We start from the raw sequence: 26,090 nt of genomic DNA, 5'->3' as shown, positions 1-26,090 counted from the left end.
CCGTGAGCCTTGTCCCGGTACGAATGACCCAGACCCACCGACGACGAAGGAGCACCGCAACCGTGGCCAAGATTCTGATGGTCCTCAGCGCGGCCGACAGCCTGACGCTGGCCGACGGCACCGCCCACCCGACCGGCTACTGGGCCGAGGAGGTGGCGCGCTCGCACCAGGTGCTCACCGAGGCCGGCATCGCGGTGGACATCGCCACGCCGGGCGGTCAGGCGCCGACGGTCGACCCGGTGAGCCTGGACGAGCGAGGCGGGGTGAGCGAGCAGGACGCGGCGGAGTACCGGAAGTACCTGGCGGCGCTGGATCTTGACCAGCCGAAGGACCTGGCCCGGGTCTCCGGCCCCGACTACGACGGGGTGTACCTGCCCGGCGGCCACGCGCCGATGACCGATCTGGCCGACAACGCCGACCTGCGCCGCATCCTCGGCCGGGCCCTGCGCAAGGACCAGGTGGTGGCGACGCTGTGCCACGGTGCGGCCGGGTTGCTCAGCCTGCCCGCCGAGGACCTGAGCGAGCGCCGGATCACCGCCTTCACCGACGAGGAGGAGAACCAGGGCGGCCTGGGCGAGAGGTCCCCGTGGTTCCTGGCCGGCCGACTGGCCGAGCGTGGGGCCGCTCTGGAGACCGGGGCGGCCTGGAGCGACACCGTGGTGGTGGACGGAAAACTGATCACTGGGCAGAACCCGGCCTCCAGCGCGAGCACCGCCCAGGCCGTGGTCGAGGCGCTGAAGGACATCCCGAACGGCACTGCCCGCGATCTGCACGGCCCCGCGCACATCCAGCGCTACCGCCAGACCAAGGGTGAAGACGGCTACTTCTGGCGCTACGGCACCGAGATCCTGCTGCTGGACACGATCGGCAACAAGTCCGGCGAACCGCGCACGCACGCTCTGATCTTCCGCAAGTTCGGCGACGCGTACCTGGTGGTCGCCTCCAACGGCGGCACCGACGCCCCGCCCGCGTGGTTCCTCAACCTGCAGGCGCGGCCCGACGTCCGGATCCAGGTGAAGGACAAGCTGATCCCGGTCCGCGCCCGGGTGGCCACGGCCGAGGAGAAGCCCGCGATGTGGGCCGAGATGACCGACGCCTGGCCGGACTACGACGACTACCAGGCCCGCACCGACCGTGAGATCCCGGTCGTGGTGCTGGAGCCCACGGGCGAGGCCGAGCCGGCCTGACCTGAATCTGCCCCGAACCCATCTGAGACGCAAGGCGAACCGACGCGCCGTCGGTGCCCAAGAGCGTCTTCAAACAAGGGACGCCCGTGGTGGCCACCCACACCAAGGTGGCCACCCCGGGTGTCTGGGTTCTCAGGCGACCATGCCGTGCGGGTCGATCACGAACTTCTTCGCCGCCCCCTGGTCGAAATCGGCGTAGCCCTGCGGGGCTTCGTCGAGCGAGATGACGGTGGCGTTGACCGCCTTGGCGATCTGCACGCGGTCGTTCAGGATCGCCTGCATCAGCCCGTAGTTGTACTTCATCACCGGGCACTGACCGGTGACGAACGAGAGCGACTTGGCCCAGCCGGTACCGAGACTCAGCGACAACGAGCCGACTTTCGCCGCCTCGTCGATACCACCCGGATCGCCGGTGACGTAGAGCCCGGGGATGCCCAGCGCGCCGCCGGCTGCGGTGATCTCCATCAGTGAGTTCAGCACCGTGGCCGGAGCTTCCTGAGCGGCGCCCTCGCCGTGCCCTCGAGCCTCGAAACCGACTGCGTCCACTCCGCAGTCGACCTCCGGCACCCCGAGGATCTGCAGAATCTGCTCCTTCGGGTCGCCCTTGGACACGTCGACCACTTCGCAGCCGAAACTCTTCGCCTGCGCCAGCCTTTCGGGCACCAGATCACCCACGATGACCACCGCGGCACCGAGCAACTGGGCTCCGGCCGCCGCCGCCAGACCGACCGGACCGGCCCCCGCGACGTACACCGTGGAGCCCGGTTTCACGCCCGCCGAGACCGCCCCGTGGAAACCGGTGGGGAAGATGTCGGACAGCATGGTGAGGTCGGTGAGCTTGGCCAGCGCCTGGTCCTTGTCGGGGAACCGCAGAAGGTTGAAGTCGGCGTACGGCACCATCACGTACTCGGCCTGACCACCGACCCAGCCGCCCATGTCCACGTACCCGTAGGCGGCACCGGGCCGGGCCGGGTTCACCGTGAGGCAGATCCCGGTCTTGCCCTCCTTGCAGTTGCGGCACCGGCCGCAGGCGATGTTGAACGGCACCGAGCACAGGTCGCCGACCTTCACGAACTCCACGTCGGAGCCGACTTCCACGACCTCACCGAGGATCTCGTGGCCGAGCACGAGATTCGCCGGGGCGGTGGTGCGGCCGCGGACCATGTGCTGGTCGCTGCCGCAGATGTTGGTGGTGGCGACCTTGAGAATGACGCCGTGGTTGCACTTCCGGCCGATGTTGTCCGGATGCACCCCCGGCCCGTCCTGCAGTTCCAGCTTGGGGTAACTGATCTCCTGGACCTCGACCTGGCCGGGGCCCATGTACGCAACGCCTCTGTTGCCTGCCATCAGCGATCAACCTCTTTGTCGAACGACGGCGACGGATCAGCCCATCAGAACACGTCGGACGAACCGGGCATAGACCGCTGCGGCAGGCGATCCGCAGACCCTCTCCGATCGGAGAGGGTCTGCGGGCCGGCTACGAAAAGCTCAGGCCTTCTTGGCCGCGGCCGCGGCCTTCATGTCCCGGCGGATCTCCTTCGGCAGCGAGAACAGCAGGTCCTCGTGGGCGGTGACGACCTCTTCGGTCTCGCCGTAGCCGCGCTCGGCCAGCCAGGCCAGCACGTCCTGCACCAGGATCTCCGGCACCGAGGCACCCGAGGTGACGCCGACCGTGGTGACGCCCTCCAGCCAGGCCTCGTCGATCTCGGCGGCGTAGTCGACCCGGTAGGAGGACTTCGCGCCGTACTCCAGCGCGACCTCGACCAGGCGCACCGAGTTCGAGGAGTTCTGCGAGCCCACCACGATCACCAGATCTGCCTGCGGGGCGATCTTCTTGACCGCGACCTGACGGTTCTGGGTGGCGTAGCAGATGTCGTCGCTCGGCGGGTTCTGCAGGGTCGGGAACTTCTCCCGCAGCCGGCGCACCGTCTCCATCGTCTCGTCGACCGACAGCGTGGTCTGGGAGATCCAGACCACCTTGTCCGGGTCGCGGACCACGACATTGTCCACGTCGTCGGGGCTGTTCACGATCTGGATGTGCTCGGGCGCCTCACCCGCGGTGCCCTCGACCTCCTCGTGACCGGTGTGGCCGATCAGCAGGATGTCGTAGTCGCTGCTGGCGAAGCGCACGGCTTCCTTGTGCACCTTGGTGACCAGCGGGCAGGTCGCGTCGATGGTCTTCAGTTGGCGGCGGTCGGCGGCGGCGACCACCGCGGGCGACACCCCGTGGGCCGAGAAGACGACGATGGCGCCCTCGGGCACGTCTTCGGTCTCGTTCACGAAGATCGCGCCGCGGGCCTCGAGCGAGGTGACCACGTGCCGGTTGTGCACGATCTCCTTGCGCACGTAGACCGGGGCGCCGTGCACCTCCAGCGCCTTCTCGACCGCCAGCACCGCCCGGTCGACCCCGGCGCAGTAGCCGCGCGGGGAGGCCAGCAGCACACGCTTGGTGCCCTCGCTGCCGACAGGGGAGGTGGGGGCCGTGGAGGCAGTGCTCGATGCGGTCACGTCGTCCATGGTAAGTGCGCTGGCCGGGGCCGATAGCGTGGGTGGGTGAGCAGTACGCCCCGGAAGATCCCGGCCACAGCGGGTGAGACGAGCGCCGAACAGCCCTGGCCCGTGCGGCTGCTGTCGGCCAAGCTCACCGACTACATCGCCCGGGCGCCGGGGGTCTGGGTCGAGGGGCAGGTGGTGCAGCTCACGCGCAGACCGGGGCAGAGCACCTGCTATCTCACCCTGCGCGATCCGGACGTGGACCTGTCGTTCAACGTGAGCACCCACGTGCGGGTGCTGGACGTGCTGCCCACCCCGTTGCAGGACGGCTCCCGGGTCGTCCTGCACGCCCGCGCCCAGCTGTTCCCGCGCCGCGGTTCGCTGAGCCTCTTCGCCGACCAGATCCGCCCGGTCGGAGTCGGTGAACTGCTGGCCCAGCTGGAGAACCTGCGCCGGGTACTGGCCGCCGAAGGACTGTTCGCGGCCGCCCGCAAGCGCCCCCTGCCGTTCCTGCCCACGGTGGTCGGGCTGGTCTGCGGGCGGGCCTCGGCGGCGGAGCGCGACGTGGTGGAGAACGCCCGGCGGCGCTGGCCGGCCGTGCGGTTCGAGATCCGGCCGGTGGCGGTGCAGGGGCCGAAGGCGGTGGAGGACGTGGTGGGTGCGTTGCGCTCGCTGGACGCCCTCGAAGAGGTGGACGTGATCGTCGTCGCCCGGGGTGGTGGCTCGGTCGAGGACCTGCTGCCGTTCAGCAACGAGGGCCTGCTGCGGGTGGTCTCGGCCTGCCGCACCCCGATCGTCAGCGCGATCGGGCACGAGGTGGACAAGCCGCTGCTCGACCTGGTGGCCGACTGGGCCGCCTCGACCCCGACCGACGCGGGCAAGCGGATCGTGCCCGACGTGGCGGCCGAACTGGAGGGCGTCGCCCAGCTGCGCCGCCGGGCCTCTCAGTCTTTGAGGACCAGGGTGGCCAGGGAGGTCGAGTCGGTGGCGGCTCTGCGGTCGCGGCCGGTGATGGCCGACCCGCACCGCCTGCTGAACGCCCAGTCCGACCTGGTCGCCGTTCAGCGGGAGCGGGCCGCGCGGGCCCTGGGCAACCGCCTCTCGCACGCCCGGCAGGACGTGGACCACCTGCGCCAACGGGTGCGCGCGTTGTCGCCGCTGGCCACCATGGAACGCGGGTACGCCGTGGTCCAGCGGGCCGACGGCCAGGTGGTGCGCTCGCCCGCCGAGGTGTCGGCCGGTGAGTCGTTGCGGCTGCGGGTGCACGCCGGCGAGATCGCGGCCCGGGTCACCGAGTAGGTGGCTGAGCAGAACGAACTATGGACGATTGTTGTCGGTGGGCGCGGATAGGCTCACAAAGGTGACCCCGCCTCGACAGAAGAAGACCGCGCCGGCCGACACCTCGGCAGACTCTGCCGAGCAGGCTGGTTCGCCGGGGGCGACTGCTGACTTCGAAGCGGACTCAGGAGCGGGCGCAGCGGATCCGGACGCGAGCGGGGCCGCGGCTGCCCCGGCTGCGGGGCCTGAAGCTGCGGGGGCTGGGGCGGCGGCTCAGCCTGATGCGGCCGAGCTTGAGGCGGTTGAGGCGGCTGATGCGGCAGCGGCCTTCAGGGCCGAGGCGGCTGCGCTCGACGCGGAGCTGGCGAAGCTCTCCTACGAAGAGGCGCGCGACGAACTGGTCGGGGTGGTGCGGCGGCTGGAGAGCGGCGCCGAGACCCTGGAAGGGTCGCTGGCCCTCTGGGAGCGCGGCGAGGCGCTGGCCCGGCGGTGCGAGACGTGGCTGGCGGGGGCCCAGGCGAAGCTGGACGCGCGACTGCCCGCCGACGGCTGACCCACCTCGGTCCGGAAGACCTCAGGCGGACCGCTTCTCCTCGTCCGACCGACTCTGAGCGGGCCCACCCTTTCCGCCGACGCCCAATGTCCCACCGCTCCTGGCCGACGCTGAACGCCCCCGCACCCTGCGTCGACACCAAGAGGGCCTCACCCTTTCCGCCGACGCCCAATGTCCCACCGCTCCTGCCCGACGCTGAACGCCCCCGCACCCTGCGTCGACACCAAGCGGGCCCCACCTTCCCACCGACGCCCCACGCCCCACTGCTGCCGGCCGACGCTGAGCCCCCGGTTCCGCATCGAGTTGAGCGGCCTAGCTTTCCTCGGCGAAGGCCGACGCCCCCAGCTCCCTCTGTCGACGGCGAACGGCCCCTACCTCGCCGCACCCGACGTCCAAAGAACCCATCTTTCCTGGCCGACGGCGAACCGCCCCTACGCCTGCCGGCCGACTTCCCTCCCCCAGCCGACTCGGTCCAGGGCTGGGTCAGGCCTGCGCCCAGCCCTCGATCTGCGTGCGGGTGGGCGGCTGGGCCCCGGCCTGGGTGCAGGTGTACGCGGCCACGCGCACGGCGTGGGTCAGCATCGGGGCCAGGTCGGCGGCGGGCTTGGTGCGCAGTTCGCCGATCGAGTCCGGGGTGAGCAGGCCGGCCTGGTCGAGGGCGTGCAGCAGCCCGGCCATCAGCGCGTCTCCCGCCCCCACGGTGTCGGCCACCTCGATCTTCGGCGCCGTCACCTCCACCAGCCCCGAGGCCAGCACCCCGACCGCGCCCTGGCCGCCCCGGGTCAGCACCACCAGGGCCGGGCCGCTGGCCCGCCAGGCCTCGATCACCTGCAGCGGGTCGGCCCCGGGCAGCAGCCACTCCAGGTCCTCGTCGCTGACCTTGACCACGTCGGAGGCCCGCACGATGCGCTCGATCCGCTCCAGCGCGGCCGCCCGCTCGCCCATCAGCGCGGGCCGGGCGTTGGGGTCGTAGGAGATCACCACCCGGCCGGCGTTCTCCTCGACCAGGCGCAGGACGTCCTCGCCACCGGGGCTCAGGGTGGCCGCGATCGAGCCGGTGTGCACCGCCCGGGCCTCGATGACACCGATGTCATCGGGTAGAGCCCACTGCAGGGCGAAGTCGTACGTGGCCACCCCCGCGGCGTCGAGAACGGCGGTGGCGGTGGAGGTGGGGCTGTCGGTGACCGAGCCCTCGGCCAGCTCCACCCCGGAGCTGCGCAGGTGCTGCACGATCTGGGCGCCCCGGGCGTCGTCGCCGATCCGGGTGAGCAGACGGGTGCCCACGCCGAGGCGGGCCAGACCGAGCGCGACGTTGGCGGGGCTGCCGCCGGGATGCTCGACCGCCGGCCGTCCCGGCGCGGAGACGATGTCGACCAGGGCCTCACCGATGACCAATACCTCGTCCAACGCCGCCTCCTCGCGATGTCTTTCCAGGCTCCTTCGAGCCCGTCCCCCAGACTCTAGGGCCACCCGGTTACACAAATACCCGGTGGGGGCGCGACCATAGGGGCGTGACCGAGACGCCCAGCACCCCCGCCGGACCGGCTCCTCAGGTCGTCGGCTCGGCCGCGGCCCGTAGCGCCGAGCACCGCCGCAAGTCCCTCAGCACCCGCCCGAAAGACATGCTGCTCTCGATGGCCGTGATCGTCGGCATCGTGCTGGTGCTGCTGCTCCTGGTGCCCCGGCCGAACGAGGTGCCCACCCGCAGCATCGATCCGGCGTCCGCTGCCGTCGGTGCCCAGGCCGACCTCGGCTTCACCCCGGTGGTGCCCGAGCTGTCCGAGGGCTGGACCCCGCGCGCCGCCGGCCTGCAGCTGAAGGCGACCGACGACGTCACTGCCTGGCAGCTCACCTACACCACGCCGAGCGGCACCTACGCGGGCGTGCAGCAGGCCGAGAACCCCACCGAGGCCTGGGAGTCGCGGCAGGTCACCGACGGCAAGGAAGACGGCACCGAGAACGTCGGCGGCCTGGAGTGGGTGAACCGCAGCCGCACCGACCGGGGCACCACCAGCTGGGTGCACCGCGGCGACAACGGCATCACCACCATCGTCACCGGCACCGCCGACGAGACGCAGATGGCCCAGTTCGCCACCGCCGTGGCCGCCGAGCTGGACTGACCCTCAGCGGCTGAGGTCAGAACGGGCCGTCGACCGGCTGAGCCCGGCCCAGGTGTCCAGGTCGGCCCGCCGCCGGTCCAGCTCCGCCCCGATCGCCTCGACCGCGTCCGCCCCGAGCGCCAGCCGCAGCGAGGGCTCGGCCTCACCGAGGGCCGTGACGACGGCCGCCGCAGCCTGGTCCGGATCGCCCGGCTGCGAGCCGTTCATACCGTCGACCGCCTGCCGCACCGGCCCGACGGTCTCGTCGTAGAGCCCACTGTCCGGGCTGACCTGGGCCCGCGCCCCACCGAAGCTGGTCGCGAACGCCCCTGGTTCGACCACGAGCACGCGGATGCCGTGCGGCCGGACCTCGGCGGCCAGCGAGTCCGACAGTGCCTCCAGGGCGAACTTGGCCGAGCAGTACGCACTGAACCCGGGCGGTGAGACCTGCCCACCCATCGACGAGATCTGCACGATCGCGCCGCTGCGGCGGGCGCGCATCCCGGGCAGCACGGCCTGGACCAGGGCCACCGGCCCGAAGAACATCACGTCGAACAACTGCCGTAGGGCCTCGTCCTGCAGTTCCTCCACCGCTCCGACCGAGGCCAGCCCAGCATTGTTCACGAGTACGTCGATCCCGTCGAAGTGCTCGGTCGCGGTCTGCACGGCCGACTGGGCCTGCCGGGTGTCGGTCACATCGAGGGGCAAGGCCAGGACCCGGTCCGGATGGGCCTCCACCAACGACGCCAGAAGCTCGGGACGGCGGGCGGTGGCCACGACGTTGTCGCCCGCCTCCAGCGCGGCCCGGACGAGAGACTGCCCGAAGCCGGCGGTGGAGCCGGTGATGAACCAGGTTCGCGTCATGCCCGGGACCGTAAGCCGGTCTGCGGAGTGGGCGGAAACAGCAATTCCGGCGACCGGTACAGGCTTAGGCTGTGACGGGTGACGGCCTCCCTGCCCGACCTCCGCGTGTTGCGATCGTTCGCAGTGGTCGCCGAGGAGGGCAGCATCAGCCGGGCCGCGGTCCGGCTGCACCTTTCCCAGCAGTCGCTCTCCCAGCAGATCCGTAGCCTGGAGCGGGACGTGGGTGCCGAGGTCCTGCACCGGTCGAGCCAGGGCGTCACGCTCACCGCTGTCGGCGAGATCCTGCTGCGGGAAGGACTTCCGCTGCTCGGCGCCGGTGAACGACTGACGGCCACGGTCGGCCGCCGGGTCCGCGGAGAAGGGGTCGCACTCCGCGCGGGGTTTCTGTCTTCGCTGGCCAACGAGGTGATGCCGGCGGTGCTCACGCAGCACGCGACGCGCTGCCCGGAGGTAGAGCTCGGCACCGCTGATCTGCCGATCGCCGACTTGGTGGCGGGGCTACGAGAAGGGCGTTTGGACGTGGCGGTCGGACGGCCGCCCTTGGTGGACGACGTGGTCACTCACGTTCTCGGGTCAGAACCGGTGGTGATCGCCCTGCCCGCCGGGCACCGGCTCGCCGCCGCCCCCAGGCTCACGCTGGCTGACCTGGCCAACGAGAACTGGGTGCTGACGCCGCGCAGTTCCTGGGCTCCCTGGCACCGCAAGTACGACGCGGACTTCCGGGCCGCCGGGTACGAACCCCGGGTGGTCCAGCGCAGCACCTCCCCCCAGGGCCTGCTCGCCCTGGTCGCAGCCGGGGTGGGCATCACCCGGCTGGCCGCCTCGGCCCAGAGCCTGCGCAGCGGTGGGGTGCACTTCGTCGAACTGGACGGCGAACGCGCGGTGATCGCACTGCTCACCCCGCCCGGCCCGCTCTCCCCCGCCGGGCAGCAGTTCCGGGCCACGGTCCGGGCCGCCCTGGAGGCCGAGCTCCCCGACTTCCGGGCCGCCTGAGGCGAGCCGCCGGCACTGCCGCCCACCAGCGTCCTCAAACCGGTCTTGTCTTCCGCCGCACACTCGAGTAGACAGTGTCTACGCGACCAGCCGCCGGGAGGCGACCCATGCTCTTCAGACTGATCCGGCTCGTCCTGACGCCGGCGGTGTGGCTCTTCGGGCGCCCGGTGGTGAAGGGGCGGGAGCACCTGCCCCGCACCGGCCCGGTCATCGTTGCCGGTAACCATCTTTCGTTCTCCGACTCACTCTTCCTGATCCTCGTGGTGCGTCGGCCGGTGGTGTTCCTGGCCAAGAACGAGTACTTCACCGGGCGCGGACCACTCGGGTGGCTGCAGCGGGGGTTCTTCGCCGCGGCCGGGCAGATCCCGGTCGACCGCAAGAACCCGGGCCGCGCCGCCGGTTCGTTGCAGCAGGCCGTGAGAATCCTTGAGCAGGGCAAGGTCTGGGGAATCTTTCCGGAAGGCACCCGCTCCCCCGACGGCCGCCTGCACCGGGGCAAGACCGGCGTGATCCGGGTTGCGCTGGCCACCGGCGCTCCCGTCGTGCCAGTGGTGCTGCGCGGAACCGACCGGGTCAATCCGCCGGGCACCACGATCTGGCGGCCGGGCCGGGTGCACATCACCTTCTGCCCGCCGCTCGACCTGAGCTCCTACCGCGAAAGGCCGCACAATCAGGCACTTTTTCGCGAGATCACCGATGAGCTGATGCAGATTCTGGCCCGGCACAGCGGGCAGGAGTACGTTGACGTCTACGCGGCGAAGGTGAAGAGCGACGGGCGGTAGGGAAATTTGACCTCGTTGGAGCAGCGGCTGGTCGAGGTCGGCGTAGAGGTTCTGGAGAGCGGTGGGCCGGAGCACCTGGGCCTGCGTGAGATCGCGCGTCGGGCAGGCGTTTCCCACGGGGCGCCGCGCCGCCACTTCCCCACCCATCGGCTGCTGCTGGTTGCCATCGCCCGGGCCGGGCTGGTCGATCTGACGGCCGAACTGTCGTCAGCGCTGCCTCCGGCCGGGCCGGCCGACGAACGTCTGATCGCGGTGGCGAACGCCTACGTCGGGTTCGCCGAGCGGCGGCCGGAGATGTTCCGCCTGATGTTCCGCCACGACATCCTGGCCGACCGGCAGACCTCACGCAGCGGAAGTTCGCTGCGCGAGATCTGGCTGCCGCTCCTGGCCGAGGTCGCCCAGGTGATCGAGACCGGCTTTCCGGCCGGGCCGGACGCCGGTGAGCGGGCCCTGCTGATCTGGAGCCACGTGCACGGCATCGCCACCCTGGCCACCGGGCTGACCCTCGAACCGGCCGGGTTCGAGGGCCGGGTCGCCACCCTGGTCGAGCGGGCCGTGCGGGCCCAGCTGACTAGCCCCTGACCTCCAGGCCCGGGCGGCGCTGGATGCTCATCGCCATCGGCTTGGTGACCTCGGCGAAGAAGTCGTTGCCCTTGTCGTCGACCACGACGAACGCCGGGAAGTCCTCCACCTCGATCTTCCAGACCGCCTCCATGCCCAGCTCGGCGTACTCCAGCACCTCGACCTTGCGGATGCAGTCCTGGGCCAGGCGGGCGGCCGGGCCACCGATCGAGCCGAGGTAGAACCCGCCGTGCGCGTTGCAGGCGTCGGTGACCGCCTTGGACCGATTGCCCTTGGCCAGCATCACCATCGAGCCACCGGCGGCCTGGAACTGCTCCACGTAGCTGTCCATCCGGCCGGCCGTGGTGGGCCCGAACGAACCGGACGCGTAGCCCTCCGGCGTCTTGGCCGGGCCGGCGTAGTAGACCGCGTGGTCGCGCAGGTACTGAGGCATCGCCTCACCCGCGTCGAGCCGTTCCTTGATCTTGGCGTGGGCGATGTCGCGGGCCACCACCAGCGGGCCGGTCAGCGAGAGCCGGGTCTTCACCGGGTACTTCGTGAGCTCGGCGCGGATCTCGGCCATCGGCCGGTTCAGGTCGATCCTGACCACGTCGTCGTCGAGGTGCTCGTCGGTGGTCTCCGGGAGGTACTGCGCCGGATCGGTCTCCAGCTGCTCCAGCCAGATGCCCTCGGCGTTGATCTTGCCCAGCACCTGGCGGTCGGCGCTGCAGCTCACCGCGATGGCCACGGGCAGCGAGGCACCGTGCCGGGGCAGGCGCACCACGCGCACGTCATGGCAGAAGTACTTGCCGCCGAACTGGGCGCCGATGCCGAACTGCCGGGTCAGCTCCAGCACCTGCAGTTCCAGGTCGAGGTCGCGGAAGCCGTGCCCGGTGGGCGAACCCGTGGTGGGCAGGTTGTCGAGGTACTTGGCGCTGGCGTACTTGGCCGTCTTCAGGGCGAACTCGGCGCTGGTGCCGCCGACCACGACGGCCAGGTGGTACGGCGGGCAGGCGGCGGTCCCCAGCGAGCGCAGCTTCTCGTCGAGGAACTTCACCATGCGCTCGGGGTTCAGCACCGCCTTGGTCTCCTGGTACAGGAACGACTTGTTGGCACTGCCCCCGCCCTTGGCCATGAACAGGAACTTGTAGGAGGTCTCGTGCCCGGCCTGGGTGTCGGCGTAGAGCTCGATCTGCGCGGGCAGGTTGGAGCCGGTGTTCTTCTCGTCCCACATGGTCAGCGGCGCCATCTGCGAGTAGCGCAGGTTCAGCCGGGTGTAGGCGTCGAAGATTCCCCGGCTCAGCGCCTCCTCGTCGGAGACCGACCCCGGCGCGGAGAGCACCTGCGTGCCCCGCTTGCCCATCACGATGGCGGTGCCGGTGTCCTGGCACATCGGCAGCACCCCGCCGGCCGCCACGTTGGCGTTGCGCAGCAGGTCCAGGGCCACGAACCGGTCGTTCGGGCTGGCCTCGGGGTCTTCCAGGATCCGGGCCAGCTGGGCCAGGTGCGCCGGGCGCAGGTAGTGCGCGATGTCGTGCATCGCGGTGTCGGCCAGCAGGGCCAGGGCCTGGGGCGACACCTCGAGGAAGGGGCGGCCGGCCGCCTCGATCGTGCGGACACCGTCGGTGCCCAGCAACCGGTAGGGCGTCTGGGTGTCCGGCGCGGTGGGGAGCAGATCGGAGTATGCGAACTCAGGGGCCATGACGAAATACTAGGCACCTGTCCGGTCAGGTTGTACGGCCCCGCGGGAGTTCGCCCGCACGGATTCAGACGGGGGCCGCGACCACGGTGATCACCCGGTCGATCTCCTCGATGATCGCCCTGGTCGGCGCCCCGGAGGAGGCGATCCGCCGGATCTCCAGGAGCTTGTTCAGCGTGGCCCGGTCGGCCTGGGCGAGCACCTCCTCGGCACGCTTCTCGGCCAGTTCCCGCTCGGCCTGCTCCCGGCTGACCTGGCCCCCGTTGAAGAGCATCTCCAGGGCGGCCATCAGCCGGGTCAGCACGCTGTGCACGGCGTCGGCGGCGAACCCGCCCAGCAGGGCGACCGCGGGCCGGGCCAGGCCGGACAGGGTGTCGTCACCGGCACCCAGCGGCACCAGTTCGGCGATCACCAGACCGGCCGCCATGCCGAGCAGGATGCGCTGCAGGAAGGTGTGGTCGAACTCGGGGTCGTAGCTGCCCCGGGCCACCTCGCGGCCGGCCCGGTAGAGCGCGGTCAGCCCGGCTCCGAGGGCGGCGGCGGTGAGCAGGAAGATCTCGCGCAGCAGGAGGGTGCCGAAGTCCGGCTCGCCCTCGCCCAGGCCGGTGCCCGCGCTCGCCTCGCGGGCCTGTGGCACGGCGGCCAGCAGCACGAACGCCACCAGGAAGGCCAGCGTGGCCGCCATCAGCCAGCGCACCAGCGGCACCGTACTTCCGGCCGGGCTGAGTCCTCCGGACAGACTGACGTTGCGGAACAGGCCCTTCCGGGGCCCGGGTACCGCGACCGGGCCGGCCTGGCGCGGGATGCGCCCGCCGACGACCTTGCCCGGGCGCCGGCCCTCGCGGTAGTTGTGCAGCAGCTCCAGGGTGGCCGGCCGCGCCGGGGCGACGATCCGGCTGAGCTCGCGATGGGCGCGCACCAGTGACTCGGTGGCCAGCATCCGGTCGGCGTCGGTGGGAGCGGCGTTCCAGCCGTCGGCCCCGACCACGCCTACCCCGGCCAGGTCGACCACGGTGTTGCGGTCCCTGACGGCCTCGAACATCCAGGCCTGGGGGGCCGGGGTGAGGCCCAGGTCGAGAACGTGGGCGAGCATCACCTCGACCTGCCGGCGCAGGCGCTCGACTTCCTGTCCCTTACCCGGCTCGATGCTGCTGAGCGCGGTCAGTGTTGTCTCCGGAACCACCACGTTCCCCTTTCACAGGCTCCTTATGTGACTGAACGTAAGGGATCGGTAGCGGATTGTTTCGCATCTTTGGGGTGGCAGGAGGAAAGTAGGGTGTTCGGTCCAGACCTGCCGCCCCCTGCTCCGCCCCTCCACAAAGGTCCCAGGCTGTCCCAACCGCACCGGCACTCACGGGAGTTGCTGATCCGGGCCACAAAACGGCGTTTCCCACCGCCCGCGTCACCGAGCGAGGGGACACCGCGAGCGTGTCGCAAACCGGCGTGTCGGCGTGTCGCGCACTGAACCGGCACTCACCCGGCAAGTCCGCTCGGACGTCCGGCCGGGAGGCCGGAACGCGCGGAAGCGTTGTAGCTCACCGTTGACCAGTGCTCGCCGAGCGGAAGAATCAGGGGACGATGTGCAGGCTCCGGCAAGGGAGCTCCGGAAGAGAACGACGAGGGTGAGCGCGAACATGGGTACTGACGGGATCGAGCTGGACGCCGCCGGGAGCCTGGCCGAACTTCTGGACGGCAACCGGCGGTTCGTGAACGGTGAGGTCGCACACCCCAACCAGGACGTGCACCGCCGGGCCGGGCTCACCGGGGGGCAGCGGCCGTTCGCCCTGATCTTCGGCTGCGCCGACTCCCGGGTGGCCGCCGAGATCATCTTCGACCGCGGGCTGGGCGACCTGTTCGTGGTGCGCACGGCCGGTCACGCGGTGGACAACGCCGTACTCGGCTCGATCGAGTTCGGCGTCGACGTGCTGGAGATCCCGCTGGTGATCGTGCTCGGCCACGACAGCTGCGGAGCGGTCAAGGCCACCATGGAGGCGCACGACAGCGGCCGGATGCCCTCGGGCTACCTGCGCAGCGTGGTCGAGATGCTCAGCTCCAGCGTGATCGGCGCCCGGCTGCAGGGGCACGGCGAGATCAACGAGATCGTCGCCGACCACTCGGTCCAGGTGGCCCAGGAACTGCCCGAGCGTTCCAGCGTGATCGGCCGCCGGGTGGCCGACGGCCGGCTGGCGATCGTGGCGATGGAGTACGCCCTGGCCGACGGTCAGGTGCGGGTGCTCAGCAGCACGATCGGGACCGCCCAGGATCCGCAGGTCGCCTGAACGACCGAGTTTCGTCACCCTGTGCGATCTTGTTAGCGTTGCGTAGTCAGATGCCAACGCTGACCGGGGAGCGCGGGATGACCGGAGAACGACCCACCGACGCCGGGCACGAGGCCGTGGGGCAGGCGCTGCTGGTCACCGTGGCCGGTGCCGGAGCGCTCACCGCGGCCTCGCTCGGCCTGATGGTGCTGGGCGGCCTGGAACGTCTGCTCGCCGTCTGGTCCGCCCTGACCTGAATCACCTCGACTGGAGTGGCCGAGCGGACGCCGCCGGGGTGAGGATCGGGTATGGCCAACGAAGACATGCGCGTCGAGCACGACACGATGGGCGAGGTCCTGGTTCCCGCGAACGCCCTGTGGGGAGCCCAGACCCAGCGTGCCGTGGACAATTTCCCGATCAGCGGGGTCCGGATCGACCCGGCGGTGATCGCCGCCCTGGCCCGGATCAAGGCCTCGTCGGCCCGGGTCAACGCCGGCCTCGGCGTGGTGGAGAAGGACGTGGCCGCGGCGGTGGTCGCGGCCGCCACCCGGATCGCCGAGGGCGAGCACGCCGGCGAGTTCCCGATTGACGTGTTCCAGACCGGTTCCGGCACCTCGACCAACATGAACGTGAACGAGGTCGTGGCCACCCTGGCGAGCCGGGAACTGGGCCGCAAGGTGCACCCGAACGACCACGTCAACGCGTCGCAGTCGTCCAACGACACGGTCCCCACCGCGGTGCACGTGGCCGCCACCGGCGCCGTCGTGCACGACCTGCTGCCCGCTCTGGACCAGCTCGCGAGCTCGTTCGAGAACCTCGCCGAGCGAACGAAACACGTGGTCAAGGCCGGGCGTACGCACCTGATGGACGCCACCCCGGTCACCCTGGGCCAGGAGTTCGGCGGCCACGCGGCGCAGATCCGGCGGGGGGCCGAGCGGATCCAGGGCACGCTGGTGAGGGTGGCCGAGGTCCCGCTGGGCGGCACCGCGGTCGGCACCGGGATCAACACCCCGCCCGGGTTCGCCGCGGCTGTGATCGCGGATCTGGCCAGCAGCACCGGGCTTCCGATCACCGAGGCCCGGGACCACTTTGAGGCGCACGGTTCTCGCGATGGGCTGGTCGAACTGTCCGGCGCACTGCGGGGTCTGGCGGTCAGCCTGACCAAGATCTGCAACGACCTGCGCTGGATGTCGTCCGGTCCGAACGCCGGGCTGGGCGAGATCCACCTGCCCGACCTGCAGCCCGGTTCCTCGATCATGCCGGGCAAGGTGAACCCGGTGATCCCCGAGGCGGTGCTGCAGATCTGCGCCCAGGTGGTCGGGCACGACGCCACCCTGGCCTGGGCCGGGGCCAGCGGCAACTTCGAGCTGAACGTGATGGTGCCGGTGATCTCCCGGTCGCTGCTGGAGCAGATCCGGCTGCTCAGCAACGGTTCGGCGCTGCTGGCCACGCGGGTGGTGGACGGTATCGAGCCGGACGAGCGCCGGGCCCGGGAGCTGGCCGAGTCCTCCCCCTCGATCGTGACCCCGCTGGCCCGGCCGCTGGGCTACGAGGCGGCCGCCAAGATCGCCAAACACGCGGTGGCGGAACGGATCACGATCAAGGCTGCGGCTCTGGCGCTGGGCGTGGTGGAACGCGGCGAGCTCACCGAGGCACAGCTGGACGAGTTGCTCGACGTGAGCACGATGACCCACCCCTAGGTATCAGACGGGGGTGCTCACGGCTCTTCCTGCGGTGAGCACCCGAACGCCGAACGGCGCCCTCCGGGAGAGGGCGCCGTTCAGGTTGTTCAGATGCTCAGTACCAGCCCACGCTCTGACTGTGACCCCAGGCCGCGCAGGGGGTGCCGTAGCGGTCGGCGATGTAGTCGAGGCCCCAGCGGATCTGGGTGACCGGGTTGGTCTGCCAGTCCGAGCCGGCCGAGGCCATCTTGGTGCCCGGCAGCGACTGCGGGATGCCGTAGGCCCCGGACGACGGGTTGGTCGCCTGGTAGTTCCAGTTGCTCTCCTTGGTCCACAGGGACTCCAGGCAGGAGAACTCGGAGGAGGACCAGCCCCGGTCGGCGAGCATCACGCGGGCCGCGGACTTCGGGTCGCGCTGCGCGTTGCGCAGGGCCCGCTCGCGGCGCTCCTCGGCCTTCTTGATCCGGTCGGCCGCGGCCTTCGCCTGGGTGTACTGCGAGAGAGCGGCCTTGGCCTTGGCCGGCGAGGCCTCCTTGACCGCCTCGTTCTGCTCCTCGGCCTCGGCCGCGGCTTCGAGGGCGGCCTGCTCGGCGGCGGCCTGGTCGGCCGCCTCCTGCTGCTGGACCTTCTGCTCCGCGGGCGTCAGCTCGAAGGCTGCGGCGGCGGAGCTGCCGTTGCCCCCGTCGATCGGGGAGGCGTTACCGGCGAGCTGGGTGACCGCCACGCCCTCGGCGCCGACGACCAGCGCCATGACCAGCAGCCGGGCCGCGGTGGACTTGCCGCGGCCGAGGAAGCGCTTGGGCGCCTCGGGGGCGGGGGCGGATTTTCGGCGCCCCGGGTCGACCTCGGGGGTGGTGCCGCTGAGGTCGAGACCCCACTCGCCCGGGTCGACCTCCTCGGCGGCCGGTGCCCGCAGCGGGATCGGCGCGGTGGGCGGCGACGGGATGAGGTCGGCCTCGGTGAGCTTGCGGCCGGCCGGCGTGCGATCGGGGATCGCGATCGGGATCAGCGGCGCCTGCTGCTCGGGCTTACGGAAGGCGCTCTCGGAGACCGGGCGCGGCACGGGCATGTCGATGCCGGCCGGGCGCCAGGGGTCGGTCTGCGGGATGGGCAGGACGGCGGGCGTGGGCGCCACCGCGACCGGGTAGCGCGCCTGGAGCGTGTTGCGGCGGGCGGCCTCGGCGCTGCGCAGTGCGCTGGCCGGGGCCGGCGGGCGCTGCTGGCGGGCGGCCGGGGCCCCCGAGGGGCGGCTGCCGCCGGACGGGCGGCTGCTCGACTGACGACGGGTGGCGGCGCGGGCCTCGGCCCGGCGCAGCTCCGATCGCTTGGGATACGTCTTGGTCTCGCCTCGGACCGAGGTGGGCACCCCTCCTGTGCTCAACCACAAGTCCGCGAGGTCGTCGTCCTTTTCAGACCCAACGGTTGCCGTCACGGCGACTACCGTGGCGAATCGGGACGGCAAGCACAAGTCTCCTGGTGAGGGTTAATAAAGGTTTGACGTCGATCAGACGTATCTGTCGACCGTGGGTGACTTGGTCCCACGGAGGGTGATTCCACCCGGGGGCAAACGGAACCGGACCCTCCCACCACGGAAGGGTCCGGCTGCGGTTGGCGAAGAATTCGATCAGTACCAGTTGTGCGCGCGCGAGTGCGCCCAGGCACCGCACGGGCTGCCGTAGCGGTCCTCGATGTAGTCCAGCCCCCACTTGATCTGGGTGGCCGGGTTGGTGCGCCAGTCCTTGCCGGCCGCCGACATCTTGCTGCCGGGCAGGGCCTGCGGGATGCCGTAGGCGCTGGAGGAGGGGTTGTCGGCGGTGTGGCGCCAGCCGCTCTCCTTGTTCCACAGCTTGACCAGGCAGGTGAACTGGCCGGACTTCCAGCCCCGCTTCGCCACCATCTCCTTGGCGATCTGGCGGGAGTTGCCGGGGGTCTTGCGGGCCGCCTGCTTCAGCGCGGCCTGGTGGGCCTTCTTCGCGGCCTTCTTCTCGGCCGCGGCCTTCTCGGCCGCCTTCTTCTTGGCGGCGATGTCGGCCTTGCGCTGCTGGGCCGCCGTGTCGGCCGCCACCTGGGCCGCGGCGACCTGGCCGGCGGTCCGGAACTGGGTGGTGGTGTGCAGACCGGCCAGCGGGGAGGCCGCCAGGGAGGTGTTCAGGAGGGCGGGGTTGGCGACCGCCAGGCCGCCGCCCGAGCCGCCGCCGACCCCGCTGAGCGGGGTGTCGGTGAGGGCGGTGCTGGAGCTGGTGAGGGTGATCCGGCCGGAGAGGTCCAGATCGGCGCCGTTGAGGCCGGCGCTCGAGGAGTCGCTGGCCTCGGCGGAGGTGCGGGACTGCGGGGTGGTGGCGACGACCGTGCCGGAGACGGCTCCGAGGAGCATGACCACCGAGAGGGAGCGCAGGGCGCTGGGAACCACGAAGGGCCTTTCGACGGTGCACCCTGGGTCGCGGCGCATCTGGGTCACACCGCTCCGGGCCCGCCGGTACCCACGATCGGCACCGCACTGACACCACAGGGGCCCGCAGGATCCGGACGGACCCGGCTCGGAAGATGACCGTGAGGTGGCCACCAGATGAACCGGAGGGTCCGCCGTCACCCACAGGAGCGGGGTGCTGACGGATTCACCGTGCAAGCGCGACCGCCGAAAACTCAAACGAACTACAGGGCTGTAATCGCTCTCCGTATATTTTCGTGACAGTTCTATTACCCACGGTTGGCTTTGTGACGGTCCTCACGGACGACCGGGTGAAGTTCGCAAGATGTTGATCAACCCGTTCCGGCGCAAGGATTTCCGCGTTTTCCCGAGGATTTCGGAAGCAGATTCCGCTATCGGCGAAGAGCCCGGGCCGCTCGGATTGTCCGCGACCGGCGGTAGCCGAAAGCAACCAAACGCGCCGGAGCCCGGCGCCCGGGATCTGGTCCCGGGCGCCGGGCTCCGCGCTCGCCCCCTACCTCAGGGCACGAAGTTCTCCAGCAGCTCGGTGACCAGAGCGGCCACCGGCGACCGCTCGGAACGGGTCAGCGTGATGTGGGCGAACAGCGGGTGCCCCTTCAGCGCCTCGATCACCGCCGCCACCCCGTCGTGCCGGCCGACCCGGAGGTTGTCGCGCTGGGCCACGTCGTGGGTGAGCACCACCCGCGAGTTCTGCCCGATCCGGGACAGCACCGTGAGCAGCACGTTGCGCTCCAGCGACTGGGCCTCGTCGACGATCACGAAGGCGTCGTGCAGCGAGCGGCCGCGGATGTGGGTGAGCGGGAGCACCTCCAGCATGCCCCGGTCCATCACCTCCTCGACCACCTCGGGCGCGACCAGCGCGCCGAGGGTGTCGAACACCGCCTGGGCCCAGGGGTTCATCTTCTCGGCCTCGGTGCCCGGCAGGTAGCCCAGGTCCTGCCCGCCGACCGCGTAGAGCGGGCGGAACACCATGATCTTGCGGTGCTGCCGGCGCTCCAGCACCGCCTCGAGCCCGGCGCACAGGGCCAGCGCGGACTTGCCGGTGCCGGCCCGCCCGCCCATCGACAGGATCCCGATCTCCGGATCCAGCAGCAGGTCGATCGCGATCCGCTGCTCGGCCGAGCGGCCGTGCACGCCGAACACCTCACGGTCGCCGCGGACCAGCCTGACCTTCTTCTCCGGGGTGACCCGGCCCAGGGCCGAACCGTTCGGCGAGACGATCACCAGGCCGGTGTGGCAGGGCAGGTCTCGGGCCGCGTCCAGCTCCAGCGTCTCCCCCGCGTACAGGGCGCCCACCTCGGCCGCGTCCAGCTCCAGCTCGTCCAGGCCGGTCCAGCCCGAGTCGACCGCCAGCCCGGCCTGGTACTCCTCCGCGGCCAGCCCGATCGCCGAGGCCTTGATCCGCATCGGCAGGTCCTTGCTGACCAGCGTGACCGACTGCCCCTCGGAGGCCAGGCTGCGGGCGACGGCCAGGATGCGGCTGTCGTTGTCGGCGCCCCGGAAACCGTCGGGCAGGACCGCGAGGTCGGCGTGGTTGAGCTCGACCCGCAGGGTGCCCCCGTGCTCGCCGATCGGCAGCGGCGCGTCCAGCCGTCCGTTCCCGGTCCTCAGGTCGTCGAGCAGGCGCAGGGCCTCTCGCGCGAAGTAACCGAGCTCGGGGTGGTTGCGCTTGCCCTCCAGCTCGGTGATCACGACGACCGGCAGGACCACCTCGTGCTCGGCGAAACGGTGAATCGCCTTCGGGTCCGACAGCAGGACCGAGGTGTCGAGCACGAACGTCCGGCCACCCTGATCGGGCTCGGCGGCAGGCACGTCCGAAGAGGACCGGGTGAAACTCGCGGGCAATGCCACGGTGACTCCCCTCGCTGGAGGATGACGAGCGCCTAGCCAGGCAACGACGTATTACCTGACGGCAAGCGACGCTACGCGAGACACCACCGTCGCTATCCGGGGCACCTGTAGTCAACCCATTGCGCGTAAACGGATTCGCCGGAGGGGGTGACGAATTCGATCTGGACATCCGGCCCGGGATCGCCGAAGCCCGGCCCGGAGTCAGCGAATCCGGCCGTGTCCAGGGCGGAGGCCCGTCGGGCAACGGTATTCGCCTTATCACGGCCAGGTTACGCCCGGGAACGTTTCGGCCCTCTGCCGGATGAGCATCGTCGAATCCGGAAAGACCGAAGAATGTCCGGTGAAGGGGTGCCGGAATTCGCCGGGAAGGGGGATGCTGGTTCTTCGGCGTGGCGCTCTTCGGGCGAAGGGCGACCACCGCACTGAGGACGGATGTGCGCGCCGCGCGCGCCACCCGTCCTTTGGTTGTTGTTCTCTTTCCCGCTACTTGCCGTAGCGCCTCTCGCGCTGGGCGTACTGCCGCAGCGCGCGCAGGAAGTCGACCTTGCGGAAGTCGGGCCACAGCGCCTCGCAGAACGAGAACTCGCTGTGCGCGCTCTGCCAGAGCAGGAAGCCGGACAGCCGCTGCTCGCCCGAGGTACGGATCACCAGGTCCGGATCAGGCTGGCCCTTGGTGTAGAGGTGCTCGGCGATGTGGTCCACGTCGAGGATCTCGGCGAGCTCCTCGATGGTGGTGCCGCGGGCGGCGTGGTCGGAGAGCATCGCGCGCACCGCGTCGGCGATCTCGCGGCGGCCGCCGTACCCGACGGCCACGTTCACCATCCGGGGGCAGCCCACCTCACGGGTCTGCTCCTCGAGCTCCTTGAGCCGGTTCGCGGTGCCCGAGGGCAGCAGGTCGAGCGCGCCGACCGGATGCACCTGCCAGCGCCCGGTGTCGGCGATCTCCCCGGCCACGCCCTCGATGATCTGCAGCAGCGCGGAGAGCTCACCGGTGGAGCGGCCGGTGAGGTTGTCGGTGGACAGCAGCCACAGCGTGACCACCTCCACGCCGACCTCGTCGCACCAGCCCAGGAACTCCAGGATCTTGGCCGCGCCGGCCCGGTGACCACGGCTGGCGTCCAGCCCGGAGTTCTTGGCCCAGCGCCGGTTCCCGTCGAGGATCACCCCGATGTGGCGCGGGACCGAGGCGGGCGACAGGCTTGCCGCGACGTTGCGCTGATAGGCGCGGTAGACCAGCCGGCGCAGTCCCATGCGCCTCACGGTAGCGCTGTCCGGAGGCCGGGATGTAGCGAAGTGCCCGTTCTTCAAGCACTCGGCGCATTCTCGAAACGCGATAGTGACATCTGGAGATGCACGCATGCGGTCAACCGTTCCGTCAAGGGTCCTGGACCCCCGAAATCCCGAGTGGTTCGCCCACCGCGCAGTGACAGGCTCCGCGGTTAGTCTCGTGAGATGACGGAGTACCAGGAAGCTGACCCCCGGGACGACCGTGGTTCACGTACGGGACGTGAGCTGATCGACTCCGGCAAGGAACACATCGAGGCCCGGATCGAGGCCGGGCGGGAGCGGATCGGCCGGATCGAGGAGTCGATCGAGCACCGCCTCGAGGAACTCAAACCGAAACTGCGCGGCTGGCTGCACGCCGGCACGTTCCCGCTCTCGGTGCTGCTCGGCGCGATCCTGGTGATCCTGGCGCCGGACGAGCGCACCCGGGTCTCCACCGCGATCTTCGCCGTCACCGCCTCGATGCTGTTCGGGGTGAGCGCGCTCTACCACCGCCGCAACTGGGGCCCCCGGGCCGGCGCGGTGCTGAAGCGGCTCGACCACGCCAACATCTTCCTGATCATCGCCGGCACCTACACCCCGTTCAGCGTGCTGCTGCTGCCCTCCGGCCCGGCCCGGACCCTGCTCTGGATCGTCTGGACCGGCGCTCTGCTGGGCGTCGCCTTCCGGGTGCTGTGGATCGGGGCCCCGCGCTGGCTGTACGTGCCGGTTTACATCGCCCTGGGCTGGGTGGCCCTGGCCTACGTGCCCGGCCTGCTGCACGGCGGCGGGCTGGCCGTCTTCGCCCTGGTCGTGGTGGGCGGCCTGCTGTACACGGTGGGCGGCGTGGTCTACGGCCTGAAGAAGCCGAACCCCAGCCCGCGCTGGTTCGGCTTTCACGAGGTCTTCCACGCCTTCACCGTGCTGGCCTTCCTGGCCCACTACACCGGCATCAGCCTGGCCGCCTACAGCTGATCGGCTCCGGGGCCGGCCTTGCGCACCTTCTCCACCTCGGCCATCGCCGAGCGCAGGTCGGCCAGCCAGGTGCTGGTGTTGTCGCCGACCAGGCGCACGCACCAGGCCAGCGCGTGCGCCCGGGACCGGGCCACCCCGGCGTCGACCAGGGTGTCCAGCACCAGCCGCTCGGGCTGACGCAGCCGGGTCATCACCGGCACCGCGAGACTGGTGAAGATCTCGGTCTCCCCGCCCGCGGTGACCGCCCAGGCCACCTTGCGGCCGAAGCGGTGCTCGGCCTCGCGGGCGACCTGGATGCGGCGGTCGCGGGTCTCCTCACGGAACCGGGCGATGTGCCCGGCGATCGCCTCGGCCCGGGCTGCGGCCCCGGCGTCGTCGCCCTTCTCCGCCTCCCGCTCGCTGCCCGCCGGGGCGCCAATGGTCAGCCGCACGAGGATCTCCTCGCGGTCGGTGGTGACCTCGGCCGGGGGCTCGTTCCACTCCTGCGGCAGCCGCGCGCCGAACCAGGCCTTCACCGCGGCGTCCTGCCCTGCTCTCTGCTCATCGCTCATGCATCGATGATTACTCGCTTACACAGTCCGTGCAAGCGTGTAATCACGGCTTCGCCCAGGGCAGATCACTCCTGCTCGCTGCCCCGGCACGGCATCGATGTCAGACGGCGTTCGCCGAACGGGCAGACGCGCGCAATCAGAGCGCTACCCTGTGCTCATGACCACACAGCGCAGCGGCAAGGTCACAGATCTGAGCGTTGTGATCGATCCGGCCACGACCACCTGGGTGCCCGGACGGTCCCAGGAGGGCCTCGACGACCGGCTCGAGGTCGCCGTCCTCGAGCCCGGCAACCGCATCGCCGTCCGCGACGCGACCAACCCCGCCGGCCCGGCCCTGGTCTTCAGCAGCTCCGACTGGCAGGGGCTGCTCGGTGGCCGGCCCAGCCTGGTCGACCTGCGCTGAGCCGTTCCGGGTTCAGGGCTCGACGGTCAGCTGGTGTCCCAGTTCTTCCACGCTCGAGGCGGGCAGGCGGCAGACGAACTCCCGGCAGACGAAGGCCCGGGCCCGGCCCTGCGGGCTCAGGGTGCGGCCGGCCAGCAGCGGAACGCCGGGTGAGTCCGGCAGGCCGATGCTGATCACTGTGCCGGGGGTGGTGGCGGCCAGTGCGGCGTGGTGCAGTTCGGCCCGCAGAGGATCGTCCTCGGCGCCGACCACCGCGACCTCACGGGGGCCGTCGAGCCGGGCGACCGCGACCGCCAGCGCCCAGCCGAAGGCCTGCGGCGCGTGCCCGCCCACGGCCCCGCAGGCGGCCAGGCAACGGTCGGCGGCCTCGCGGGCGCGGTGCGAACCGGTCAGTGCGGCGTAGCTGAGCAGAGCTCCGGCCGCCGCGGAAGCGCCTGAGGGATAGGCGTTGTCGGTGGGATCGGCCGGGCGGCGCAGCTGCAGCAGGGCCGGGTCGGTGGAGTCCTTGGCGGTGTCGTGCACCCCGTCCTCGTCGATGAACTGCTGCATCACCACCTGGAGCAGATTTCCCGCGGTGGCCAGCCAGCGCACCTCACCGGTGACGCAGTGCAGGGCGAGCAGCCCTTCGGCCAGGTCGGCGTAGTCCTCGAGCACCCCGACCGAGGCACCGTGAGCACCGTGCCGGCTGACCCGGTACAGCCGCGGCACCACCCCCGAACCGTGAATGTGCACGCGCAGCACCAGACTCGCGATCCGCTCGGCCGCCTTGACCAGGTCGGGCCGCTCCAGCAGCGCGCCGGTCTCGGCCAGCGCCGCGATCGCCAGCCCGTTCCAGGCGGCGACCACCTTGTCGTCGCGGCCCGGCTGCGGGCGGGCCTCGCGCACCGTCCGCAGCTTCTCCCGGATCCCCTGCCAGCGCGCCGCCGCGAACGGGTCGGCCCAGACGTCCTGGGCGAGCTGGGCGGTGGAGGCGCCCCGCTCGAAGGTGCCGGGGCGGCCGACGCGCATCAGCGCCGCGGCCCAGGCCCCGTCTTCCGGGCCGAGGTGGGTGAACAGGTCTTCCGGGGTCCAGACGTAGGTCCGCCCCTCCTCCCCGTGCACCTCGCCGGTGGCCTCGTCCTCCACCGGGGTGTCGGCGTCCAGCGACGAGGCCAGGCCGTGCTCATCGGTGAGCAGCGCGGACAGCATCCAGTCGCAGGTCTCGAGCGCGATCCGCGCCCCCACCGGCTCACCGGTCAACCGCCACCAGTGCAGGTAGACGCGGGCCAGCTGGGCGTTGTCGTAGAGCATCTTCTCGAAGTGCGGCACCACCCAGGCCGCGTCCACGCTGTAACGCGCGAAGCCCCCGGCGATCTGGTCGTACATGCCGCTGCGGGCCATTGCTCGCAGGGTGCGCCCGGCCAGGTCGCGCGAGGCCCGGCCGCCGGAGGTCTCCGGTTGCGCTGCGGCGTAACGGATCAGGAACTCCAGCACCATCGAGGGTGGGAACTTGGGCGCACCACCGAACCCGCCGTGCTGCGGGTCCTCGGAGGAGACCAGTTTCTGCAGGGCGCTGGTGAGCGTGTCCCAGTTCGGCGGCTCGGCCCCGGCGCTGCGCGGCACGGCCTGGTCGGCGAGGGCGCGCGAGATCCGCCGCCCGGCGTCCTCGACCTCGCCCCGGCGCTGCCGCCAGGTGTTCGAGACGGCGGTCAGGAGCTGCCGGAACGATGGCGTGTTGCCCACCGGCCGGGGCGGGTAGTAGGTGCCGGCGTAAAAGGGGACGCCCTTGGGGGTGAGGAAGACGGTCATCGGCCAGCCGCCCTGGCCGGTGAGCGCCTGGGTGGCGGCCATGTAGGTGGCGTCCACGTCGGGGCGTTCCTCGCGATCCACCTTGACGTTGACGAACAACGTGTTCATCAGGTCGGCGACCTCGGGGTCCTCGAACGACTCGTGGGCCATCACGTGGCACCAGTGGCAGGCCGCGTAGCCGACGCTCAGCAGTACCGGGCTGTCCCGCCGGACCGCCTCCTCGAAGGCGGCCTCGCCCCACTGCCACCAGTCGACCGGGTTGTTCTTGTGCTGGAGCAAGTACGGACTGGTCGCGTACTCCAATCGGTTCGCCACGATGACAAGTTCTCACGTCACTGGCTGTAACGCCCCCGGACGCGCC

At 70.9% G+C, this 26,090-nt stretch carries 24 protein-coding genes and 1 pseudogene; 13 read left to right on the top strand and 12 right to left on the bottom strand.

The features are described from left to right. Window positions 1-23 precede the first annotated feature (23 nt). A pseudogene (locus tag QSK18_RS35895) lies at window positions 24-719 on the top strand (type 1 glutamine amidotransferase domain-containing protein); the annotation flags it as partial. A gap of 24 nt (window positions 720-743) precedes the next feature. Further along, window positions 744-1,187 (top strand): nitroreductase family deazaflavin-dependent oxidoreductase, encoded by a 444-nt coding sequence (locus QSK18_RS35890; RefSeq protein ID WP_352396498.1) that lies wholly within the window; start codon window positions 744-746, stop codon window positions 1,185-1,187. Between the two features lie 132 nt (window positions 1,188-1,319). Here QSK18_RS35890 and fdhA read toward each other — a convergent pair whose 3' ends face one another. Both fdhA and QSK18_RS08635 read right to left on the bottom strand, forming a co-directional pair. After that, complete coding sequence (fdhA, locus tag QSK18_RS08640) at window positions 1,320-2,534, bottom strand: formaldehyde dehydrogenase, glutathione-independent (protein ID WP_232809306.1); 1,215 nt, start codon at window positions 2,532-2,534, stop codon at window positions 1,320-1,322. Between the two features lie 141 nt (window positions 2,535-2,675). Next, window positions 2,676-3,704 (bottom strand): 4-hydroxy-3-methylbut-2-enyl diphosphate reductase, encoded by a 1,029-nt coding sequence (locus QSK18_RS08635; protein WP_269809599.1) that lies wholly within the window; start codon window positions 3,702-3,704, stop codon window positions 2,676-2,678. 36 nt (window positions 3,705-3,740) lie between these two features. Between QSK18_RS08635 and xseA the strand changes: the two genes are divergently transcribed. Together xseA and QSK18_RS35885 are read left to right on the top strand one after the other, a co-directional pair. Continuing rightward, window positions 3,741-4,979 (top strand): exodeoxyribonuclease VII large subunit, encoded by a 1,239-nt coding sequence (gene xseA / locus QSK18_RS08630; RefSeq protein ID WP_285617702.1) that lies wholly within the window; start codon window positions 3,741-3,743, stop codon window positions 4,977-4,979. A 340-nt stretch (window positions 4,980-5,319) separates the two neighbouring features. Then, window positions 5,320-5,511 (top strand): exodeoxyribonuclease VII small subunit, encoded by a 192-nt coding sequence (locus tag QSK18_RS35885; protein ID WP_352396497.1) that lies wholly within the window; start codon window positions 5,320-5,322, stop codon window positions 5,509-5,511. Window positions 5,512-5,994: 483 nt separating this feature from the next. Here the strand turns inward: QSK18_RS35885 and QSK18_RS08620 are convergent, their stop codons facing one another. Beyond that, complete coding sequence (locus tag QSK18_RS08620) at window positions 5,995-6,918, bottom strand: carbohydrate kinase family protein (protein WP_285617701.1); 924 nt, start codon at window positions 6,916-6,918, stop codon at window positions 5,995-5,997. Window positions 6,919-7,022: 104 nt separating this feature from the next. Between QSK18_RS08620 and QSK18_RS08615 the strand changes: the two genes are divergently transcribed. Then, window positions 7,023-7,631: a DUF4245 domain-containing protein gene (locus QSK18_RS08615; RefSeq protein ID WP_232809311.1), complete on the top strand. Its 609-nt coding sequence runs from the start codon at window positions 7,023-7,025 to the stop codon at window positions 7,629-7,631. 3 nt (window positions 7,632-7,634) lie between these two features. Here the strand turns inward: QSK18_RS08615 and QSK18_RS08610 are convergent, their stop codons facing one another. Beyond that, on the bottom strand, window positions 7,635-8,474 hold the full coding sequence (locus tag QSK18_RS08610) for an oxidoreductase (protein ID WP_232809312.1): 840 nt from the start codon (window positions 8,472-8,474) through the stop codon (window positions 7,635-7,637). A gap of 78 nt (window positions 8,475-8,552) precedes the next feature. Here QSK18_RS08610 and QSK18_RS08605 point away from each other — a divergent pair, with 78 nt between their 5' ends. The 3 genes from QSK18_RS08605 to QSK18_RS08595 all read left to right on the top strand — a co-directional run bounded on the left by QSK18_RS08605 (window position 8,553) and on the right by QSK18_RS08595 (window position 10,831). Continuing rightward, window positions 8,553-9,467 (top strand): LysR family transcriptional regulator, encoded by a 915-nt coding sequence (locus tag QSK18_RS08605; protein WP_232809313.1) that lies wholly within the window; start codon window positions 8,553-8,555, stop codon window positions 9,465-9,467. A 107-nt stretch (window positions 9,468-9,574) separates the two neighbouring features. Further along, window positions 9,575-10,249 (top strand): lysophospholipid acyltransferase family protein, encoded by a 675-nt coding sequence (locus QSK18_RS08600; RefSeq protein ID WP_232809314.1) that lies wholly within the window; start codon window positions 9,575-9,577, stop codon window positions 10,247-10,249. A gap of 15 nt (window positions 10,250-10,264) precedes the next feature. Further along, window positions 10,265-10,831, top strand: a complete 567-nt coding sequence (locus QSK18_RS08595; protein WP_232809315.1) for a TetR/AcrR family transcriptional regulator — start codon at window positions 10,265-10,267, stop codon at window positions 10,829-10,831. Here the strand turns inward: QSK18_RS08595 and QSK18_RS08590 are convergent. Together QSK18_RS08590 and QSK18_RS08585 are read right to left on the bottom strand one after the other, a co-directional pair. Then, on the bottom strand, window positions 10,821-12,512 hold the full coding sequence (locus QSK18_RS08590) for a fumarate hydratase (RefSeq protein ID WP_285617700.1): 1,692 nt from the start codon (window positions 12,510-12,512) through the stop codon (window positions 10,821-10,823). The two genes, QSK18_RS08595 and QSK18_RS08590, sit on opposite strands and share 11 nt — an antisense overlap. 64 nt (window positions 12,513-12,576) lie before the next feature. Next, entirely contained in the window at window positions 12,577-13,692 is a 1,116-nt protein-coding gene (locus QSK18_RS08585) for a hypothetical protein (protein WP_232809317.1), read from the bottom strand. A gap of 451 nt (window positions 13,693-14,143) precedes the next feature. On the opposite strand from QSK18_RS08585, the gene QSK18_RS08580 reads away from it, so the two are divergent. Genes QSK18_RS08580 through QSK18_RS08570 form a run of 3 tightly spaced genes read left to right on the top strand, consistent with a single transcriptional unit; the run spans window position 14,144 to window position 16,467 of the window. Further along, complete coding sequence (locus QSK18_RS08580) at window positions 14,144-14,788, top strand: carbonic anhydrase (protein ID WP_269809708.1); 645 nt, start codon at window positions 14,144-14,146, stop codon at window positions 14,786-14,788. A 50-nt stretch (window positions 14,789-14,838) separates the two neighbouring features. Further along, the gene (locus tag QSK18_RS08575; protein WP_232809319.1) at window positions 14,839-15,024 is read left to right on the top strand and encodes a hypothetical protein; all 186 of its coding nucleotides are present in this window, start codon (window positions 14,839-14,841) and stop codon (window positions 15,022-15,024) included. Window positions 15,025-15,075: 51 nt separating this feature from the next. Then, the gene (locus tag QSK18_RS08570) at window positions 15,076-16,467 is read left to right on the top strand and encodes a class II fumarate hydratase (protein WP_285617699.1); all 1,392 of its coding nucleotides are present in this window, start codon (window positions 15,076-15,078) and stop codon (window positions 16,465-16,467) included. 97 nt (window positions 16,468-16,564) lie between these two features. Here QSK18_RS08570 and QSK18_RS08565 read toward each other — a convergent pair whose 3' ends face one another. The 4 genes from QSK18_RS08565 to QSK18_RS08550 all read right to left on the bottom strand — a co-directional run bounded on the left by QSK18_RS08565 (window position 16,565) and on the right by QSK18_RS08550 (window position 22,000). Next, the gene (locus QSK18_RS08565) at window positions 16,565-17,830 is read right to left on the bottom strand and encodes an aggregation-promoting factor C-terminal-like domain-containing protein (protein ID WP_285617698.1); all 1,266 of its coding nucleotides are present in this window, start codon (window positions 17,828-17,830) and stop codon (window positions 16,565-16,567) included. 243 nt (window positions 17,831-18,073) lie between these two features. Then, entirely contained in the window at window positions 18,074-18,898 is an 825-nt protein-coding gene (locus QSK18_RS08560) for an aggregation-promoting factor C-terminal-like domain-containing protein (RefSeq protein ID WP_232809322.1), read from the bottom strand. Window positions 18,899-19,396: 498 nt separating this feature from the next. Then, window positions 19,397-20,710, bottom strand: coding sequence for an RNA 5'-3' helicase PhoH2 (gene phoH2, locus QSK18_RS08555; RefSeq protein ID WP_352396496.1), 1,314 nt, complete (start codon window positions 20,708-20,710; stop codon window positions 19,397-19,399). Between the two features lie 522 nt (window positions 20,711-21,232). Then, the gene (locus QSK18_RS08550) at window positions 21,233-22,000 is read right to left on the bottom strand and encodes an isoprenyl transferase (RefSeq protein WP_232809324.1); all 768 of its coding nucleotides are present in this window, start codon (window positions 21,998-22,000) and stop codon (window positions 21,233-21,235) included. Between the two features lie 201 nt (window positions 22,001-22,201). Between QSK18_RS08550 and trhA the strand changes: the two genes are divergently transcribed. Further along, window positions 22,202-22,987, top strand: coding sequence for a PAQR family membrane homeostasis protein TrhA (gene trhA, locus QSK18_RS08545; protein ID WP_285617697.1), 786 nt, complete (start codon window positions 22,202-22,204; stop codon window positions 22,985-22,987). Here trhA and abmR read toward each other — a convergent pair. Beyond that, window positions 22,978-23,538, bottom strand: coding sequence for an ATP-binding transcription factor AbmR (abmR, locus tag QSK18_RS08540; RefSeq protein ID WP_232809326.1), 561 nt, complete (start codon window positions 23,536-23,538; stop codon window positions 22,978-22,980). The genes trhA and abmR overlap by 10 nt on opposite strands. A gap of 157 nt (window positions 23,539-23,695) precedes the next feature. On the opposite strand from abmR, the gene QSK18_RS08535 reads away from it, so the two are divergent. After that, window positions 23,696-23,941, top strand: a complete 246-nt coding sequence (locus tag QSK18_RS08535) for a DUF397 domain-containing protein (RefSeq protein WP_232809327.1) — start codon at window positions 23,696-23,698, stop codon at window positions 23,939-23,941. 12 nt (window positions 23,942-23,953) lie between these two features. On the opposite strand, the gene QSK18_RS08530 is transcribed toward QSK18_RS08535, so the two are convergent. After that, a complete protein-coding gene (locus tag QSK18_RS08530; RefSeq protein WP_232809328.1) occupies window positions 23,954-26,044 on the bottom strand; it encodes a thioredoxin domain-containing protein in 2,091 nt (696 codons plus the stop codon). Between the last annotated feature and the right edge of the window lie 46 nt (window positions 26,045-26,090).

It is taken from the genome of Kineosporia sp. NBRC 101677 (genome assembly GCF_030269265.1).
Lineage (GTDB): Bacteria > Actinomycetota > Actinomycetes > Actinomycetales > Kineosporiaceae > Kineosporia > Kineosporia rhizophila.
This window is presented reverse-complemented; position numbering and strand designations above follow the sequence as displayed.

Bases quoted from the DNA above. Each gene is read 5' to 3' on its own strand.
- abmR (WP_232809326.1), bottom strand. From the start codon at position 23,538: ATGAGCGATGAGCAGAGAGCAGGGCAGGACGCCGCGGTGAAGGCCTGG.
- QSK18_RS08580 (WP_269809708.1), top strand. From the start codon at position 14,144: ATGGGTACTGACGGGATCGAGCTGGACGCCGCCGGGAGCCTGGCCGAA.
- QSK18_RS08610 (WP_232809312.1), bottom strand. From the start codon at position 8,474: ATGACGCGAACCTGGTTCATCACCGGCTCCACCGCCGGCTTCGGGCAG.
- QSK18_RS08560 (WP_232809322.1), bottom strand. From the start codon at position 18,898: ATGCGCCGCGACCCAGGGTGCACCGTCGAAAGGCCCTTCGTGGTTCCC.
- fdhA (WP_232809306.1), bottom strand. From the start codon at position 2,534: ATGGCAGGCAACAGAGGCGTTGCGTACATGGGCCCCGGCCAGGTCGAG.
- QSK18_RS08600 (WP_232809314.1), top strand. From the start codon at position 9,575: ATGCTCTTCAGACTGATCCGGCTCGTCCTGACGCCGGCGGTGTGGCTC.
- QSK18_RS08590 (WP_285617700.1), bottom strand. From the start codon at position 12,512: ATGGCCCCTGAGTTCGCATACTCCGATCTGCTCCCCACCGCGCCGGAC.
- QSK18_RS08635 (WP_269809599.1), bottom strand. From the start codon at position 3,704: ATGGACGACGTGACCGCATCGAGCACTGCCTCCACGGCCCCCACCTCC.
- QSK18_RS08570 (WP_285617699.1), top strand. From the start codon at position 15,076: ATGGCCAACGAAGACATGCGCGTCGAGCACGACACGATGGGCGAGGTC.
- trhA (WP_285617697.1), top strand. From the start codon at position 22,202: ATGACGGAGTACCAGGAAGCTGACCCCCGGGACGACCGTGGTTCACGT.
- QSK18_RS08575 (WP_232809319.1), top strand. From the start codon at position 14,839: ATGCCAACGCTGACCGGGGAGCGCGGGATGACCGGAGAACGACCCACC.
- QSK18_RS08550 (WP_232809324.1), bottom strand. From the start codon at position 22,000: ATGGGACTGCGCCGGCTGGTCTACCGCGCCTATCAGCGCAACGTCGCG.
- QSK18_RS08535 (WP_232809327.1), top strand. From the start codon at position 23,696: ATGACCACACAGCGCAGCGGCAAGGTCACAGATCTGAGCGTTGTGATC.